Consider the following 16,966-nt stretch of genomic DNA (forward strand, 5'->3'; position numbering starts at 1 on the left):
GAAGCACTTGCGCGGCGAAGAGGATCTGCGGCACGGTTCGCTGCAGGATTTTCGTGAGGAATGAGCAAGCGAGGGAGCGATTTTCTCTATCTTTGGATTTCGGACCATCTATCCGACGATCCGATCACTGACCATGTGCTGCTGATCATCGAAATGGCTGTGGATGCGAAACGGGCGGCTGAAGCACAAGGCATTTCCGGTCACGAGATCGACGAGGAAATCGGCACGATCTACAAATTCATCATGCAGGGGCTGCGCTGACCACCGGGTGCCTTTTGGTCGGGCGAAGACAAACCCGGGGCCGGGCACCTCTATACTTCAGTTTTGGCTAAACTACGGAACGTCCAACGAATGTTACCGGAACCAAAACGGAAACGTCAGACTTTCGCTGTCGGTAGGCAAGACCTTAGTCTTGCTACCCACGGTTTAAGGTCTGAAGCTATTCGGAAGACATAGGGCCGCACCGCAAAGGATCAATCTCCACGGGTGGCTACCGCCTAGATGTGCTTGCAAAGCTTGTTCAAGCCGATGCGCATGCGTTGTCCGTCCGCGAAGGACCGGGCGTAAGCTTCTCCCTCAAACGTGCTGACCTGCGCTTTCCCGTTGATGACGACGCGCACGAACCACTCGCCCATATTCTCGACTACTTCGACGCCATCCGGTTCGGGATCTGTCTTTTTCGCGTCAGCCACGGCTTTCGTCCCAGAGGCGAAAGCACCTGATTTGGCTTCCAAGCGCCCGAGTGCCTTGAAAGGGCGAGCGACGCAGAGATTGTACGCTTCCAACAATTCTTTGGCGACTCAGAACGAACGTGTGGCTTCCTATAGCGGCTTGCCTGCGCGCATCATGGCCCGAGCGATTGCGAGCTGTGTTTCCGTCCTCGCGTTCTCTTTCTGAGTCATATTGTCCGCCGCGATCAGCCGCTTTAGTGACCGCAGAGTTTCGCCGCGCGACCATGCGGCTTCCAGCATGCAATCAACGATGGCCTGGAAGCCGGGCTCCATCGCCTCCTGGCAGTCGATGACTCGGTCTGGATAATCGTTCGCTTCTCTTGGTCGACTGATCATCTCACCCCCGCCAAATAGCTGTCGCCGTGTTCGCGATGTTCGAAACAGTACCAGTGCGATGGCTGTCTCGGCTTGGCAAATCCGAACGGCGCACGCTTGCCGCAAACGTCAAACTCGCAGACATGATTTTCGCTCCGAACACGTGCGAGCGGCGGTACGGGCAGGCCGTCAGTTTGTCGGGTGGGTTCCTCGCTCATGGCTAAAAGATTCCACAGGCCGTCTTGACGTTCAAGGAAAATGTTCCTTTTCTGTTCTCATGGCGCATGAACCGATCGACACGCTGGGGAAGGCGACCCGGCATAACATGCTTGTGAAAGCGGAATGCAGCTGCGGCAACGTCCGCTACTGCCGATCTGCCGATCTGATGATGGTCTATGGCGGCGGTGTCGATCCGCTGAAGCTGAAGTTCGACTGCAACCGCTGCAAGCCGGATATAAGGATCACTCTGCTCGAGGTGCACCCAGAGCACCTGCCAAAGCGCCTCATGATCCACAAGCCGATGAAGGTCGACGGCAAGATCACCTGGTACACGGAACGGTTTCGTGGATAGCGAACGCCTCACGGTCCGATCCGCCTTCCAGCGCGGCTGGCAGGTCGTCGAGAACAACCGCGCGATCGAGACCTTCGACAGCAAGGCCGAGGCCTTCAACTTCGTCCATACCAGGGATGCCCGCGTCCAACTCACATGGGGGCGGACCGCCATCAGTGGAAAGGTGCTGCACTACGATTTTGGGGCGACTTATGGGGATACCTCAGTTGGCCGCATCATGAAGGAGATACATGGGCCGTCGGCGGGCACCTGGTCCTGGACGTGTTACGACGGCGGCGCTCGAGGGCGCAGCGATACCAAGGATGAGGCAGCGGCCGCTGTCGAGGTCGCCTACACGCGCCGCGTAGTCGGGGCGGATTTGGCTCGAAAGAGCTAGCTTCCCAAAGCTGAACGCTTCACGGGCCGCCGATAATTTCCACGCCTTCAATCGGCACATACCAACCGCAGGCTTTAAACAATGATTTTTCTTGCGACCCGGTAAACTTCTCTGGCCTCGGATCAGCCCCCCAGACTTCGCAATGGTAAAGGATTGCCCTCAACGGGATCGTATCCGATACGAAGCGAAAGCCCTGCCGGCCGGAGCGTTTTGGCATGGACTATTCGCGTTGCTGCGCGGCGTGCGGGGAAAGCACGGGCGCGGTCATCGCTGTCGATTCGCCGAGCCACGCCTGAAACTTGCCGCCTTTGCAGATTTGGCCCGCTGCCGCTGGTGGCGGGCCTATTTGGTAATCGCTTCTAGGGAAGCGGCAACGGTGTTTCACTCAAGGTCCGCAGGTACGCGATAAGGTCTGCTCGCTGCTTCTCGTCCTGCAGACCCGGAAAAAGCATATCTGTTCCAGGCAAGGTGAGCGCGGGATTTGAGATAAACAAATTGAGCTCCTCGAAAGTCCAATCGCCGCCGGCGTCCTTGAGACTTGCCGAATACTCAACATCGCCTTGCGAAGCCTTCCGCCGCCCGACGATGCCCCACAGATTAGGCTTGGGATTCTTGATCCCGGGCGCTACAAGATGACAAGTCCCGCACGTCTTGCCGAAAAGTTCTTTGCCCGATTCAGCGTTTGCCGATGCAAGTCGTGGCGCAATCGGCGCGATGGCCGGTCGTCCGGCGCCATGGCTGCGTAAGTAGGCCACGACGTCGTCGTGACCGGCGAGCTTGGCCAAATGTATAGGTGGACTTCCGTTCGACGTCAGTGCGTTGACTTCTGCACCAGCGTCGACGAGGTGCACGACGCACGGAAGGCAGCCATTTTCTGCAGCCACGTGAAGCGGCGTCTGCGATTTCGCCAACTGATTTGGATCGGCTCCATTATCGAGCAACAGCTTCACGATGTCAGCGTGCCCACCCTTGTTGGCGGCGTAGAGAGGCGTTCGTTGCCAACTGACGGGCAGGTTCACGTCCGCCCCGCGATCGATCAGAAGTTTCGCTATTTCGACATTTCCGCCTTCGCAAGCGATATAGAGCGCAGTAACACCATCAACGTCGTTGACAGCGGCGCCTTTGTCCAAGGCAGACGTTACTCCAACTAGGTCGCCACTTTTGACTAGATCTCCGAGGCTGCCTGCTTGGGCAGGTATGATGAAAAGCGAAAGGATCCACGAAGCTCCTTTCAGCCACACGCGTCGCTTGGTCATCGTCTCCTCCCTGATGCGTTTTTCGACTTCCGACAGGTCGCGGGCTGCCTGCGTGCGGTTTCCTTCGCGGAAAAGCGCCGAAGGTTGGTTATTGCCGCACAGACAGTGGCCTGGACAAACAGTGGCCTGCACAAAGACGAATTTTAGCAGATCCTTATATAGCGGCCAAGGAGCAGGTCGCAGTTGCTACGGCCCGGTGCCTCGGCTATCGGGGCGCACTCAGAGCGCCCCTAGATGGTGGACACTGCCGAAGACAATTTCCGGATCGAGGTTTGGGATCGGGAGGAGAAGACGCATCTCGAAACCATCTGTCGAACGCCGGACGCGGTGGTGAGCCAAGCTGCCTGGCACGCCGCCATCCGGCGCCGGCCAGGCATGCTGCTGATCCACTACAACAGCCGCCACGTTATGGAGAAGATCGTTACCCCCGGCGAGGTGAAGGTTCCGCCGCAGACGATCATCGACGGCAGTATTCACGCCGGACTAGACGTCGCGCTGGGCGACTTGCGCAGCTGGCACACGCTGCGTGCGTGGTGCACGACTTGCTCGCACCATGCCGAGGTGAAGCCCGAAGGTCTGATCCGGCGCAACGGCAAGGAAGCTCTGTTCAGCTCGGTGGAGCGCGCTCTTTTCTGCACGAGTTGCAAAAAGGGAGGACCGGTTCGGATGGAGATACACAGCATGCCGCGAAACTAAGGGTGATGACCGACCGCTCACGACCCGGCCTGCGGCGGGTGTTTCTTGTATCGAGCCTCGCGGAAGTCGAGCAAGTTCTGAAACACCTCCAGTTGCCTCGCGAAATTGCGCGCTAGATATCGAACCAGCTTGGGGTTGTTCAGCAGTCGGTCGAAATAGCTCGTAGCGGCGATCAGGTTTAGCATTTCTGAGCCGTGGGTGCTGGCAGCGCTCAGATAGTCATGGCTGGCCTCGGCAATGTCGGCTTCCATGGCGGCCATTTGCGCAGGGGAAATACCCTCGTATCTTTTTCTGCGAGCCAAGGGATTGGTGAGTTGTGATCGTGGGGTGAGCTCGATCAAGAGCCTCGCTACTCGAAATTCCACGCGGTTCATCGCGAGCATCAGCCGGACAATTTCAACCTGCCGGCCCGGCACGACCTCTCGTAACAAGCCGAAAATCTTCAAGGGGGCGCCGAAATCGTTCAGCATGTCGAGAGCTTCGAGGCAGATGCCTTCGACAAGCGGCTCGTCGACGCGCGGCAAGGAAATCTGCCGGTCTTCGCCGATACCTGCTTTCACCCCGGCCTCTGGCGAATTTTGCATCAAGATCGAAGGAGGCGTTGCGAAGCCATTCGATTGAAGCAATCCTTGAAATGCAGCGATGCGCAGGACATGACGAAAGGCATCGACGACGCTTTCCATCTGGTGTTTCACCGCGTCGGCTTCCCTGATGAATTCCTGCATATTGTCGACTTGGCGCCTGTAGGTCTTCAACAAACCGGAGACACGCAGCGGGTTCATCGGCGCCCGCGAATCTACCGTCAGCCGAATGGCATGCCGATTGTTTGTGACGAAGTCGCGAAGCCGGGCTTTCGTAGTTCTCATATATTTGCCGGCATTGGTTCTCGTCTCGCCATCTCAACTACAGGATCAAGCGAAGCGAAGAGGAAGGCATCAAGGCGCACGCCATTGTTGGCCTTGAGCATGTGAAGAGCAGACTGCGCTTCATGAGCGGGTGCGATCAGGAAGTCACGAACGGTCTGATTGTCGGACTCCATCCTGATCAAAATCGTTACCTCTGGCCCGATGAGACCCCGCTTCCAGAACGGCCAGCGTGGAAAACCGGTGACGTTCATCCGATATTGCGCAGTCCAAATCGCCACGGAGAATTCATCATTGACACGCATAATCTTTGTTTGGGGATCGTACAGCGCTGAGCCACCGACCCCGTCGATGTCCGACATCAAGTTCTCGATTGTTTGCTGCCGAATCTGAATGAGCCGCCTTCTGATGTCGAGTTTCCGATAGTTCGCCGACCCGTCGTATCCGATCAACTGGTAGGCGGCGTTCATGCTTCCAAAGCGATGCGCGTAAATGCTGGCTGAATGACAGCCTGGAGCGGCATCAATGATTGGGCTCGACAGCCTTCCCCGTTCTTTCAAAAGCTTGGTCAGATCGGCCAACAACTCTTCATCGGGTCTGAGGTAAGTGCGCGCCCGCCTGATAGCTTGCGCACGATCGAACAGCGCCCGGGGTACGAGCGGTTCGATGACGTTGTCGGCGCGAACAACTGCGCTTGGCGGATTTCTCAGCCGGTTTTGCAGAAGCCTGTGGGATATTCGGTTCCATACAATGTTGCCGACATATTTCTCGCTGGCCAATATCGTGCCTACGCACGCTCCGGTCCAAGGCCGGCCAAACTCGGTGACCAGGCCGCGCGCGTTTAGAGCAGACGCAATTTCGACTGCCGTTTTTCCTTTCTTCACGAACTGGTTGAATATCCATCGGACGGTTGACACCTCATTTTCAGGCCCGGGGACGAGAACGACGCGGTCGCTGGCCAGGCCTTTTCGCTCATCACGATGGAGGATTGCCTTGGGATTTCCAGAGCCGTCGACGAGAAGGCGCCTCAACCCATAGCCCGCAGGGCCGCCTCCGCTGAAACCCAGTTTGACTATTCGGCTTTGACCGGCAAAGACCCTATTCGACAGCATTCGGCTGTACTCCGCAGCCATGCTGCGCTTGATGGCCTTCAGAACATCGGACCCAATGCTGCCATCGTTGACGAATAGCTCAGCGCAGAATTCGATCCGTACTCCGGCTCTTTGGCATCGGTATTCATAAGAGGCGCTTTCATCAGTGTTCTGAAAGCGTCCCCATCGACTGACGTCATAGACCACGACAGTTTCGAAATCGGCCCGCCGGCTTTCGATATCTTCGATCAGCCGCTTCAAGCCCGGGCGCCCCAAGATGCTGAGCCCGCTTCGGCCTGGATCTTCATACGTGGCAACGATGTCGTAACCCATGATCTCTGCATAGTTACGGATCGCGTCCCTTTGATTGTCGATGGAGTAGATCTGCCTCTCCGTCGACATGCGCAGGTATTGAGCAGCGCGAGCCCTTCGCCTTTCAAACTCGGGGGGTGTGGTTGCTTTGTCCATCGCGCGGGCCATGGTACTCAGACCTGATAATAGGGGCCTGTACCGCCTGCGATTTGGTTAGGAAAACATGTCGAGTTTGCTTCGAATGCGAGCCGTCGGCCGCATCCAGATATAAATATATATCCGTGCGCAACTTTATCGGCCGTTGAGATCAGCGGGTTTGCCCGTTTCCTTTGCGCTTTGGAAACCATGGCTTTCAACTCATGGGAAACCCTGACTCACTTCGTGAGAGTGTGCGCCCCCGTTCCGCCGCAATGCGGCCTCACGGGACGATCGATAGGGATTTCAGACGTTTAAGGGAGACTTCACATGACCTTTCACAAAGCCATAGCCGCATTGCTGCTGACCGCCGCACTTGCCGGCTGCCAGTCGCAGACCGAAGGCCAGCAGCGGGCTACCACCGGCGCGCTCATCGGCGGCGCCGGTGGCGCACTCGTCGGCCAGGCGATCGGTGGCAACACCAAGAGCACGGTCATCGGCGCGGCGAGCGGCGCGCTGCTTGGCGCCGTCGTCGGTTCCGCCACTACGCCGCAGCGCCGCGGCGAAGAAATGTGCCGATACCAGGACCGCTACGGCCGCATCTACACGGCACCTTGCGACGACCGGTACTACAACGGCAATTATTGAGAGGCCGCTGGCTCCTTCTTTGCGAAGGCCCAGACCATCAGCGGGTATTCCTCGTCGTTGCTGAGGTCTCGCCAAAGACCGTAGGCGTACCGGGCCACCGATGTGAGCCCGGGCGCACGCCTTGTTGCCCCAGCCATGGACCTTCACGTTGGCTTCGGGGAAGCCGCCCTCGACCATCAGCTGCTTCAGGCCGGCGGGCGTCCACCTGTTGTAATCGTGCGGCCGGGCATGGACCCGGAACAGGAATGGTGTCGCCACCATCGCCCAGCCGCCGGGCCGGGTCATGGCATGGATGTTCTGGGCCGCCGCTAGCGGCCGCCGCACGTGTTCCAGCACCTGGTCGGCGATGACGATCGAATATTGTTCCTCCGTGCGGTCCTTGCAGATGTCGAAGGCCGGGAAATCGACCGAGCGATAGTTGGGGCACATCGCCCGCCAATAGCGGTTCCAGCCCGGCGAGATCTCGATGACGTCAGAGGCCTTGCGGTTGCCGGCTTCCAGAAAGACGGTGAACGCCTCGATCTGGCGGATACGCAGCCAGTTTCGGGAATCATAGCCAAGCAGGCGTTTGGCCATCTGTTTGCCGCGGTTTTTCAGGGTGCCGGCAAGGCTTGTCGTCATCAGATCGACCTCCTCCAAAGCCCGCCGTGAAAACAGCCTAGCCTAGGCAAATGGGCAAAAGATGACAGGACAGCCTATCTCTCTACGCGCGCCAGGGGATGATCGACCGCACGCACAACCGGGCGCGATAGCCTATTGAACAGTCATCTGTTTGCGCCATTCCCATGGGCGGTCGAACGCTCCAGCCCACAGGCCGCGCTTGGCGATCCTCGCGTCAGTCTCAGCCTTGGCATAGAAGCCAGCGCTGTATCTCGGCCAGTCGACCGCATAGCCCTTCCTGACAATCCATTCCCCGATATCGGCGCCTCCTGCCGTGCAGACGGCCACCATGCGTCTGAACCGGTCGCGGTCGACCTCGATGCACGATATGGGGCGATGCGCCTCGAGGAAGTCGGCCAGGGCGAGAGACGCCCTTTGCCCGCAACGATATTTCTTGCCGGAGGCGTCAAGGCAGAGCTGCGCACTCTCAGGTGCGTCGATGCCGTTGAGGCGAATTCGCTGCCCGTGAATTTCGATTGTGTCTCCGTCAATGACGGAGGGAACGCCCAGTTTATGTCTTGCGTCGAGGGGACGGTGAATATCACCCCGGCTAATACCCCGCTTATCGCCGAGGCTACACGAACCGGTTTCCAACAGATTTCCGATGCCATCAACCAGCCGAAGAGCCTCAGAGCTCTGGTGAAGCTGGATGAGCCAGGGCTCTACATTTGGATTGGATATCCGATTTGGAGCGGCGGCCTGACCAGCGTCGGTGTGGGCTTCGACCAAGGCGTCACCGTCGGAAGTATCAATCAGCAGTCCGCGATCAGCCTGACTGGCAGCGAGTTCGTGCAGGACCACGAGGTTTGCGTCGCGCGGAACGTCCCCGTCGGGCTGCACATGGTGACACTATCATCGAGTGCAGGGGCGGCCGCACTTGGCCTCAGCTACGTCCGGACGCGCCGATCGTCGGTCAAGAAGTCGTTCGGCAGAACTACGGTGACTGGCTTTGACCGGCACAAGGATCTTTCGGCGCCGATGGCCGAGCATCGAAAAGGCTGCCCGACATGCCGAGCCCGAAGAAAGGAAGCGACGCCGAGAAGCCGCAAGGGACACTGAAGCTCGCAAGGCCTCGAAAAAGTGGATTGCCGACGTCGGCGTCATCGCTATCCACTGCTAGCCGAGATTTGCCGCCGCTTGGTCGGCTGGTTGCGACAGCGCAATACGGTATCGTCTTTTCATCCAAGTGACGGGTGAACTTGTTGAGCCATTGGACTTGATGGCTTCCTATCCAAACGCAATGCGTCGAGAAGGCAACTGCATTTGGGGTAGGTGGCGTTCGGCTACGCTCGCCGAGTTGGTTAGGACATGGCCCACACCCCATCGCCAGGAGCGGACGAACTTTTGCGCGGCAGGTGGCAGCCGGCGCTTGCCGAACTGAGGTCGCCCGTCGAAATGCCGGGAGCCTTGAGCGGAAAAATCCATGTCGCAAGCTTAAGACGACTGGCTGACTTGCAGTCTGAACGAGACGGATCATATCGGGCGTTCGGTAACTGTCCGTGTTCACATGTGGCGAGGCAGGAACACAGGTTCTGGAGCAGAGATTACGAACAGCGGTGGGCAAAAATATGAACTTTTTCGTATGCTCATGAGCCGGCCAGCCGTTGGCCGAGCATCCTTGTGCTACGAGCTACTCGCCGCCTGCGCTCGCCGTCTCGTCCTTGAAGCTGACTTTCGTTCCTTTCTGCACCATGGACGCGAGGTCCTCGGCATCCCAGTTGGTCAACCTGATGCAGCCATGCGAGAAGGTCGCGCCGATCTTGCCCGGTTCGGGCGTGCCGTGAATACCGTAGCTCTCGATGGACAGATCGATCCAGACCGATCCCACGGGATTGTTCGGTCCGGCCGCAATCGTGAACGGCCGTTTGGCTTTGACCCCCTTGAAAGCGAAGTTCGGATCGTAGTGATAGGTGGGGTTGCGCGCGACGCGTTTGACCTCCGCCTCGCCACTCGGCGCCGGCTTCTCGGCGCTGCCGATGGAAGCGGGAAAGACCGCGAGCCATTTACCGGAAGGATCAAGAACGCGCACCAGGCGTGCGCCCTTGTCGACCTCGATGCCGGCAATCCTGGCTGGAGATTCCCCCCGATCAATATCCGGAACCAGCAACTTAGTGCCGGCCTTCATGAACCCGATCCCCGGATTGAGCCTCCTGAGCAATTGCTCGCTTATGTGGAAGCGCTCGGCCAGTTTCTCCGTCACGTTGTGATAGCCGAGCGTCCGCAGGCGGGCCATCTTCTCCATGCGCGCCGGAATGCGCTTGGTAAAGGGTCCGCTCACATCCTTGCGTGTCAGTTCGTAGCTCACCACGACTGGGTTGGTGGAGGTTGCCGTCAGCCTGTCCCAGGTCTCCGGCGTAAGCTTGCCGTCGGAGGACAATCCGTTCGCAGTCTGAAAGGCCCTAATGGCCTTTGCGGCGTTGTCTGAGAAGCGGCCCTCGATCATGCCTGGCGAGAAACGGGCGCGATCCAAAAGTATCTGCGCCTTCAGGATAACCGGGCTGAAGCCTTTCGATCTTTCGGGTGAGAATTGCGCTTGATTGACAGTGGCGGAGTCGAGCTTGGCCGCCGCTGTCCCGTCGCAAGTGAGGGCAAGCGCCGCAGCCGCGACGAGAAGGAGCCTGACCATCGATGCCTCCACCAGAACCTGTTTCTATGACGCATCAACGCCGATATGGTTCCGGCCCATGAGGCTCCTCCAACGGCTTAACGGGCCTCGGATACGCTGGGGCTCTGGCCAGGCGCTTCGCTGTCAACCAGAAGATGGTCATGATGGAAGAGGCGAGCATCGCTCGCCGACCTGCCTGCCGGCCCGAAAGAACCGGCATCGGCGATGCTCGCGATTCTGGAGGCCGCGGTCAATTGTCGCTTTCCGCCGCAAAATGACGCTGTCGCACGACGCTGCCTCTAGGCCACCTCGAGGAAGAATGAACCGGACCATCAGAGGCGCCATCCTCAAGACCATCAGAGGCGCCATCCTCAAGCGCTCTTACGACGACGAGAGCCAAGCATCGTCGCGCCACGTCGTCGTCGCTTTACAACTTCGCCTGCATGAGCCGCACCTCGAGGTCTGACCTGCGAGTCCGATGGGGCAATCGACAACGGGATGGTTTCGAACTCGACCTGATCCAGCAAAGTGCCGGTACTGAACATCTAGGAACAGAGGTAGTGTAAGGTTTTGCGCCAATTGCGCCGTTGGCAGGAACTGGCACGGCTGCACGACGTTTCCAGGACACGCAGTCAAGGGAGTGCTAGAATGCAAACCTCACCAGCGAGTCCCGAGTATCCTCCGACCGCGCCTGCCATCCTTCCCTTTCATGGTACGGTGACGGTCAGATTCTCTGACGCCATTGTTGCGTCAAGCGAGTGCGCAAAAATGCTCTACGAAGACGGGCGAGATCCAGTCTTTTACATCCCGTTCGAGGACATCTATTTCGAGCTTTTCGAGAAAACCAACGCCACCTCGGAGTCTGCATGGGGCACGGCCGGCTATTGGCGCGTGCATGCAGCCGGTGCATCGGCTGACAATTTCATGTGGGCCTACGAGACTCCCGAAACGGCCGCCCTGGCCATCGCCCGGCACGGCGCATTCGACCCGCACAAGGCCCGCATCGACGCCGATCCGGCCGAGGACAAGCAGCATACCCCGCACCTCCCCGAATAGTCATGTAATGGGGAAGCTGATAATGCCGGACATGTTTTGGCATGTGGACGCAGCAAAGGAACTAATCAATGCGCCCAAAATCATCGCGCGATATTCCGGGACAAAAGCCTCGCAACGACAGGGATCGGACCAGCCGGAAGGCCGCTGCTAAAACCCCGGATAAGACCAACGACTGGGATCGAGATGCAGTCCACGGTGAGGGCGAGTCGATCGGAATAGAGATTGAGCAAGTAGAGATTGAGCAAGGGATCGAGTCGAAATAGGCGTTTATTCAGGATTGTCGAAGGGCCGAATTGAGCCACTCGTACAGGAATCCCTGCGCGTCCTCGAAATCAGCAATTTCCCGTACCAGATTATCGGCGCTCTCACGAAAACAGGGCAGTCGAAAATCCGATTGTTTTTAGGATCCTGCAAGTCAACGAACAACTGAGTTTTTGATGCAGGCCAGCCATATGGTCAGCGGCCGAGCGCGATATGAGGATTTTGTGCGTCAAGACGGTCGAAACGGGCGTGGGAGAAATCAACGGAACGGTTGGCTTCCACCTCCACATATCCTCCGGCGTTCGTGACCGCGCTGTACTGAATGATGACGGCACGCTTTCCTAACTGCCCGCGCGGCACCGCTTTGCGCGACGGGTCCGCATTTGGAACACAGTCATGCTGGAAAATTGGGGCCGCACTTGTCCCCTTCTTGCTTCTCCGTGAGACTTGCAGGCGGCGGGCTTTTGCCTATCGCTCTGCTAGGACCGCCGCCGGCACGGATTCAAATAGGATTTGTATTAATCTGGTGCGCCCCGCAGGACCGGCTTGGGCTTGCTACAGGTCTCGACGCATAGCAGATAAGCCGCCGCCACAGAGGGCGGCGGGCAGTTATCCTACCAGTCTTGCCTGGTGTACCAGGCGTCGATATCCCTACGCGCGCGGTCGCGTTCGATGCCGTAGCGCTCCTGGATCTTACCTTCGAGTTGATCGCGTTTGCCAGCGATGCGATCAAGGTCATCATCAGTGAGTTTTCCCCACTGTTCTTTGACCTTGCCTTTGACCTGCTTCCAGTTTCCCTCAACGCGGTTCCAGTCCATCACGACCTCCTTCATTCGAAAAAGGATCGAACGTCGTTTTGCCGCGGAAGTTCCAGGCAATCGGGGGTGCCGAGCCCGATCCACGAAAGTCCCGCGTGTTGCCGAATGAATCATGGGCAGCGTGTATTCGTCTATCGACGAAGCCGTCAACCTTCCTCCCCATATGTTGACCAGCCCGGGATGCGGAAAGCGCACCTAAATTGCCCAGGTGTGTCGCATCGTTAATAGCCGCTACAGCAATAAGTTGCATAACATACATTATGGAACTTGAAAGTACTCAATACAATCAATATGGTAAGTCCTCATTAGGCCGACCTTGGCGGTGGCCGGGACACTGGTCTGCTATCTAACCCTTCGCACACCTAAAACCTATTTTGTGGCCTTCTACGATCAACGATTCTGTCAAAGGGCGTCTGTATTTGATTGTACGCTAATGTACGTTTTCAGCTAGGCAAGCACGGGGGCTATCGAATCCGACGAAGGAAATTGGATGGCCACTCTCCATTATGCATCAGGCGGATCAGCGACGGACGTCGCAACCGCCGGATTCAATCTTGTCGACGTTTCATCCGTGGACGAACTCAACGCCTTGCCGGCTGGCACGAAAGGTCTGGTTTGGCTGGATGAAGCCAATGGCGCAACCTCGTCTTTCATTGACAAAGTCACGCCCTTCATCGGCAACCCGAAGGTGTTCGGCTTCTTCCTCGTCGACGAGCCCGATCCCACGGGCAAATGGGGAACCTATGCCACAGCCGACAATCTGAAGGCGGAATCCGACTGGATCCACACCCACCTGCCCGGCGCCAAGACCTTCATCACCATGATGAACATGGGGTCTTCGGCTGATCCCGATTTTTCAAACACTTTCAATCCCGCCAACACGCATATCGACTATTACGGCGTGGATCCCTACCCGGTGCGCACCGGCACAAGCACCGTCGACTACAATATGATCGACAGGACCGTGGCCGCGGCGGTCGCCTCTGGCGTTCCGCTCAGCCAGATCGTTCCGGTTTATCAGACGTTCGGCGGCGGCAACTACACCACCGATACGGGCGGCCAATATGTCCTTCCCAGCGTCGCCCAGGAGCAGACCATGCTGGACCACTGGGCCAAGGTTGCGCCATCGCCCGCCTTCGACTATGCCTATGCGTGGGGCTCTCAACAGGGCGACACCGCGCTTGGCGACTCGCCGGAGCTGCAGGCCTTGTTCCAGCAACATAACCTCAGCAGCGCCGCAAGCGCCCCGGCAACCCCTACCCCGAGCACCTCTGAAACCTCCAGTACTCCTGGCATTCCCCCCAGTACGTCCGGTACGCAGGGGAGCCCTGGCACCGCTAGTACACCGAGTACTCAATTTGTCGCCAATCCTAGCGATGGTAGACATCATAATTCTGATGGTGCCGATTTGATCCACGGAACCGGTGCCGTCCATCACCTCGCGAATGCCAGCCACTGGGTGACAGAGTCGGCCGGTGTCGGCAGGGGCATAGGACTTGCCTCACTGGCCGATGCCGGCAGCGATGCCTTCGCATTCGATGCAGGCGCTCTTGCGGCCCGCGGTGCCGACCGCCCTACGGACTTCAGCGTCTCCCAACAAAAGTTTCATCTCGACCACGCTTTGGGGCTTCACACGGGCGCTCCACCAAATGGCGCTCTCGTCGCCGGCATGGGCTCGCATGATGGTAGCGACCATATCATCTACAACAGTTCGACCGGAGCGCTCTCTTTCGACAACCATGGCACCGGAGGTGCTCATCACATAGAATTCGCCCATTTTCCCGCTGCCTTAATCTGAAAAGGCCTTTAGAACGGCCGCCATTGACCGAAGCCCCGCAAATCACTCAGACCAAGTCTGTGGCCCTCGAAGTGCGTCTCAGAAGATGATTGGTGCCTGGGAATGATCAAGCGCGTGACCGACGATCGCATCAGCGTTGAATTCCCAGCTACAATTTCCCTCATTCAATTATCGAACGGCCAAGTTGTTGAAGGGCCAACAGAGCCGCGTTTGGCGGACTAGAAAGAAGGCGCTGATCGATGAGCCGGATTGACAAACCATGACTAGGCCTTCCGACGTTGGCCGGCCGTTCCCCTTCATCGTGCTCATCGATTGGCGCTGCCGTTCACGAAAATTCATCATTAGCAACTAGGTGGAATGTTGGGCCGGAACCTTCCGCCCGCGTCCCGCTGTCCGGGGGAACCTCACCCGCTTCCGACAGCGCTGGAAGTTGATTTGTAGCTGTCCGGCAAAGCCTCAGTTCAAAAACGAAGGTGGACCATCCGCACCATGGGTTTGAGCGATCCCTCGCCAGAATAATTAACCGTGGATGCTGTGTGGATATCCCCGCCGCGCCCATTGCGAATCGAGGTGATGCGGGCACCTTGGCCGAATGGTCGCAGGATATGTTGAAATGGTGCTATTCGAGCAGTCGCTTTGCGACGGCGACGGTATGCATCGGCCATTCGCCGATCGCGTCGCTGACGCTGCGGCGAAAACATCCGGAACGGTCTTGTTCGACGTTCGTATCGATGGTGACACCCAAGTCCAACGAATGGCCGCTATCGGATATGACGACGCTGGCACCGCAATAATTTTGATGGAGAAGACCGGAGACTTGAGGTGCGCGTCGGTAAACGGCGAGACCGCCGTGTTGGTAGCGGAGCTGGCCGCTTGGGAATCATCTCCTCTTAGCGAGCATGCGCGCGTTGATTTCCGAGGGACGGCAGCGATGCTGTTGGCAAAGCTTCGCAGTTCCGGTCACTTCGGCCGATCCATTTGATCCTCTGCAGCACACGGGGCACGTTTGGTGCGGCGCCCTCCGTCCAGCCCGGTTAAGTGCGAGGGATGCTCTGAGCGTCGTGCAGCAAACGTTCGAGCCTGACAATCGTATCTCGAACCAAATCGTGAGCGCGGCTGCTCTCTCCGAGACACATTGCCGCCTCGCATTCACCTAACACAGCGACAGCGTTCTGAATCTCTCGCTTGAGGTCATCGGTCTTTTTGCTCATTATCAATTATAGTCCCTTCGAGCCGTCGCCGCAAATCGTTGCCCTGAAGGCGTCAGGTTATCAATCGCGGGCCGCAGGTCTCGCCATAGGCGATAGAATTCGACCAGGATGTTCGTCTTCGGCTGCTCGTACCTCCAGGGAGAGGCCGCACTTTCACCGGATCTGGAAGCTGCTATATTGGTCTTTTGGTCATTGCCTGCGCGCCATACGGTCCTCCTCGGGAACAGTTTCACCGAACAAGCTGGTCAGCAATCAGCGTGAAGCGATAGGTTCTGCCCCAACCTGCGAGTTCGTCGGATTTCTTTAAGCGGGCTCACGGCGATTTTGTGGGCTGCTGCCCTCCCAGCGCGCCTGGCGATCATCGGCGCTACGCGAAGGTTAAGCTTGGTTTTTAGGGTGACCGGTCGTTGCGGGCGTGCAGGGGCCATGGCAAAGGACGCCGCCCTCGATCTGATGGCAAAGCCAAGCTTTCGCCTCGCTGAAACGGGACCGAATAATTGATCCTGGTTGGTGCCAATTCCGACGCACGAACCATGGCAGGTTCATCCGGCGAGGCGCCAGATCGATAAAGCACTACGCTCACTGCAATCTCACTGCGACTTCCCAAGACAGCGCCTACACGTCGCTCATGTCGTCGCCTGACAGAACGGCGGGTTGTGGCACTCGTCAGGCATCCTTCCGCCTGGCCTTCCGCGTCCGCTCCCGATCCTGCGCGCCAGCTTCACATCGACTCGATCTGTCTGCCATTGGAACCAAGCAATCGCCGGGAGGTTTGGCTCTCATCGTCGTCTCCAACAAAGGAGTAGCTGCATGAGAAATACCTTTCGCCTAACGTCTCTGTCGCTTGCCACCTCACTGGCGTTTGCATTGCCGTCATTCGCCGCCGAGACTGCGCAAGACTTCGTAACCAAGGCCGCGATTGGCGGAATGTTTGAGGTCCAGTCGAGCAAGGTCGTCCAAGACAAGCTTCAGGACCAGGCGCTGAAGGACTTCGCCCAGAAGATGATCTCCGATCATGGGGCTGCCAACGCCAAGCTCGAAAGCATCGCCGGCGAACAGAAATTGCAGGTGCCTGCCGATCTCGATGCTTCTCACAATAGCGACCTCGACAAGCTGAAATCAGCTTCAGCACCAGTCGATAAGCCATATGCGGTCATGCAGAAGGCTGCTCATGCCGATGCTGTTAGTCTGTTCGAGGCGTACGCCAAGGATGGCGACAACGCCGCCCTGAAATCCTTCGCTTCTGAGACATTGCCTACACTCAAGATGCACCGGGACATGATCCAGAAGGCTGAAACCAAGGCGCCTGCCAACGAAAGCACAACGCCCGCAGTCTCAACCAGCGGCGTCAATAATCCCGCAGCTCCGGTACCCGGCGCCAACAGCTTCACCGAAGACCAGGCAAAAAGCGCGATCCAGAAGGCCGGTTATACCGACGTCTCTGCACTCAAGAAGGACGACAAGGGCATCTGGCGCGGGACGGCGAGCAAGGACGGCAAGTCGACTCCAGTCGCTCTCGACTATCAGGGCAACGTCGTTGCCGACACTCAGTGATCAAAAGAA

General features: G+C 58.1%; 19 protein-coding genes and 1 pseudogene. 10 read left to right on the forward strand and 10 right to left on the reverse strand.

Annotation, left to right across the window (positions count from 1 at the left end; genetic code table 11):
• Window positions 1-60: 60 nt before the first annotated feature.
• The gene (locus D3242_RS28860; RefSeq protein ID WP_064982003.1) at window positions 61-261 is read left to right on the forward strand and encodes a DUF768 domain-containing protein; all 201 of its coding nucleotides are present in this window, start codon (window positions 61-63) and stop codon (window positions 259-261) included.
• Between the two features lie 236 nt (window positions 262-497).
• Here the strand turns inward: D3242_RS28860 and D3242_RS28865 are convergent, their stop codons facing one another.
• Both D3242_RS28865 and D3242_RS28870 read right to left on the reverse strand, forming a co-directional pair.
• Window positions 498-692 carry a hypothetical protein gene (locus D3242_RS28865; RefSeq protein WP_038645949.1) on the reverse strand — a complete coding sequence of 65 codons (195 nt, stop codon included), beginning with the start codon at window positions 690-692 and terminating at the stop codon, window positions 498-500.
• 129 nt (window positions 693-821) lie between these two features.
• Window positions 822-1,067 (reverse strand): hypothetical protein, encoded by a 246-nt coding sequence (locus D3242_RS28870; RefSeq protein ID WP_064982007.1) that lies wholly within the window; start codon window positions 1,065-1,067, stop codon window positions 822-824.
• 304 nt (window positions 1,068-1,371) lie between these two features.
• Between D3242_RS28870 and D3242_RS28875 the strand changes: the two genes are divergently transcribed.
• A complete protein-coding gene (locus D3242_RS28875; RefSeq protein ID WP_223217978.1) occupies window positions 1,372-1,617 on the forward strand; it encodes a hypothetical protein in 246 nt (81 codons plus the stop codon).
• Entirely contained in the window at window positions 1,610-1,993 is a 384-nt protein-coding gene (locus tag D3242_RS28880; protein WP_064982008.1) for a hypothetical protein, read from the forward strand. Before D3242_RS28875 ends, D3242_RS28880 begins: the two co-directional genes overlap by 8 nt.
• Before the next feature lie 19 nt (window positions 1,994-2,012).
• Here the strand turns inward: D3242_RS28880 and D3242_RS33380 are convergent, their stop codons facing one another.
• Both D3242_RS33380 and D3242_RS28885 read right to left on the reverse strand, forming a co-directional pair.
• The gene (locus D3242_RS33380; protein WP_147377498.1) at window positions 2,013-2,210 is read right to left on the reverse strand and encodes a hypothetical protein; all 198 of its coding nucleotides are present in this window, start codon (window positions 2,208-2,210) and stop codon (window positions 2,013-2,015) included.
• A 142-nt stretch (window positions 2,211-2,352) separates the two neighbouring features.
• A complete protein-coding gene (locus tag D3242_RS28885) occupies window positions 2,353-3,249 on the reverse strand; it encodes an ankyrin repeat domain-containing protein (RefSeq protein ID WP_081295948.1) in 897 nt (298 codons plus the stop codon).
• 234 nt (window positions 3,250-3,483) lie between these two features.
• Between D3242_RS28885 and D3242_RS28890 the strand changes: the two genes are divergently transcribed.
• Window positions 3,484-3,945 (forward strand): hypothetical protein, encoded by a 462-nt coding sequence (locus tag D3242_RS28890; protein ID WP_064982010.1) that lies wholly within the window; start codon window positions 3,484-3,486, stop codon window positions 3,943-3,945.
• A 17-nt stretch (window positions 3,946-3,962) separates the two neighbouring features.
• Here the strand turns inward: D3242_RS28890 and D3242_RS28895 are convergent, their stop codons facing one another.
• Window positions 3,963-4,727, reverse strand: a complete 765-nt coding sequence (locus tag D3242_RS28895; RefSeq protein ID WP_064982011.1) for a plasmid partitioning protein RepB C-terminal domain-containing protein — start codon at window positions 4,725-4,727, stop codon at window positions 3,963-3,965.
• A gap of 80 nt (window positions 4,728-4,807) precedes the next feature.
• Window positions 4,808-6,379, reverse strand: a complete 1,572-nt coding sequence (locus D3242_RS28900) for a recombinase family protein (protein ID WP_223217977.1) — start codon at window positions 6,377-6,379, stop codon at window positions 4,808-4,810.
• Between the two features lie 297 nt (window positions 6,380-6,676).
• Between D3242_RS28900 and D3242_RS28905 the strand changes: the two genes are divergently transcribed.
• On the forward strand, window positions 6,677-6,994 hold the full coding sequence (locus D3242_RS28905) for a YMGG-like glycine zipper-containing protein (RefSeq protein WP_019863671.1): 318 nt from the start codon (window positions 6,677-6,679) through the stop codon (window positions 6,992-6,994).
• On the opposite strand, the pseudogene D3242_RS28910 reads toward D3242_RS28905, so the two are convergent.
• The 3 genes and pseudogenes from D3242_RS28910 to D3242_RS28920 all read right to left on the reverse strand — a co-directional run bounded on the left by D3242_RS28910 (window position 6,988) and on the right by D3242_RS28920 (window position 10,280).
• Window positions 6,988-7,615: pseudogene (locus tag D3242_RS28910) on the reverse strand (class I SAM-dependent methyltransferase). The gene D3242_RS28905 and the pseudogene D3242_RS28910 sit on opposite strands and share 7 nt — an antisense overlap.
• 132 nt (window positions 7,616-7,747) lie before the next feature.
• The gene (locus tag D3242_RS34125; RefSeq protein ID WP_342634145.1) at window positions 7,748-8,494 is read right to left on the reverse strand and encodes a thermonuclease family protein; all 747 of its coding nucleotides are present in this window, start codon (window positions 8,492-8,494) and stop codon (window positions 7,748-7,750) included.
• Between the two features lie 790 nt (window positions 8,495-9,284).
• Window positions 9,285-10,280 carry a L,D-transpeptidase family protein gene (locus tag D3242_RS28920; protein ID WP_019863674.1) on the reverse strand — a complete coding sequence of 332 codons (996 nt, stop codon included), beginning with the start codon at window positions 10,278-10,280 and terminating at the stop codon, window positions 9,285-9,287.
• Between the two features lie 298 nt (window positions 10,281-10,578).
• Here D3242_RS28920 and D3242_RS33685 point away from each other — a divergent pair, with 298 nt between their 5' ends.
• A complete protein-coding gene (locus tag D3242_RS33685) occupies window positions 10,579-10,725 on the forward strand; it encodes a hypothetical protein (RefSeq protein WP_155772681.1) in 147 nt (48 codons plus the stop codon).
• A 302-nt stretch (window positions 10,726-11,027) separates the two neighbouring features.
• On the forward strand, window positions 11,028-11,315 hold the full coding sequence (locus tag D3242_RS28925; RefSeq protein WP_236952486.1) for a DUF427 domain-containing protein: 288 nt from the start codon (window positions 11,028-11,030) through the stop codon (window positions 11,313-11,315).
• An 875-nt stretch (window positions 11,316-12,190) separates the two neighbouring features.
• Here the strand turns inward: D3242_RS28925 and D3242_RS28935 are convergent.
• Window positions 12,191-12,394: a CsbD family protein gene (locus tag D3242_RS28935; RefSeq protein WP_027047858.1), complete on the reverse strand. Its 204-nt coding sequence runs from the start codon at window positions 12,392-12,394 to the stop codon at window positions 12,191-12,193.
• 490 nt (window positions 12,395-12,884) lie between these two features.
• On the opposite strand from D3242_RS28935, the gene D3242_RS28940 reads away from it, so the two are divergent.
• The 3 genes from D3242_RS28940 (at window position 12,885) to D3242_RS28950 (ending at window position 16,957) form a co-directional block, all read left to right on the forward strand.
• Window positions 12,885-14,192 carry a DNA-binding protein gene (locus tag D3242_RS28940; protein ID WP_064982015.1) on the forward strand — a complete coding sequence of 436 codons (1,308 nt, stop codon included), beginning with the start codon at window positions 12,885-12,887 and terminating at the stop codon, window positions 14,190-14,192.
• Between the two features lie 592 nt (window positions 14,193-14,784).
• Window positions 14,785-15,174 (forward strand): hypothetical protein, encoded by a 390-nt coding sequence (locus tag D3242_RS28945; protein ID WP_064982017.1) that lies wholly within the window; start codon window positions 14,785-14,787, stop codon window positions 15,172-15,174.
• 1,039 nt (window positions 15,175-16,213) lie between these two features.
• On the forward strand, window positions 16,214-16,957 hold the full coding sequence (locus tag D3242_RS28950; protein ID WP_064982019.1) for a DUF4142 domain-containing protein: 744 nt from the start codon (window positions 16,214-16,216) through the stop codon (window positions 16,955-16,957).
• Window positions 16,958-16,966 lie beyond the last annotated feature (9 nt).

Origin of the sequence: Mesorhizobium jarvisii, assembly GCF_003601985.1 — a bacterium.
GTDB classification, from domain to species: domain Bacteria; phylum Pseudomonadota; class Alphaproteobacteria; order Rhizobiales; family Rhizobiaceae; genus Mesorhizobium; species Mesorhizobium jarvisii.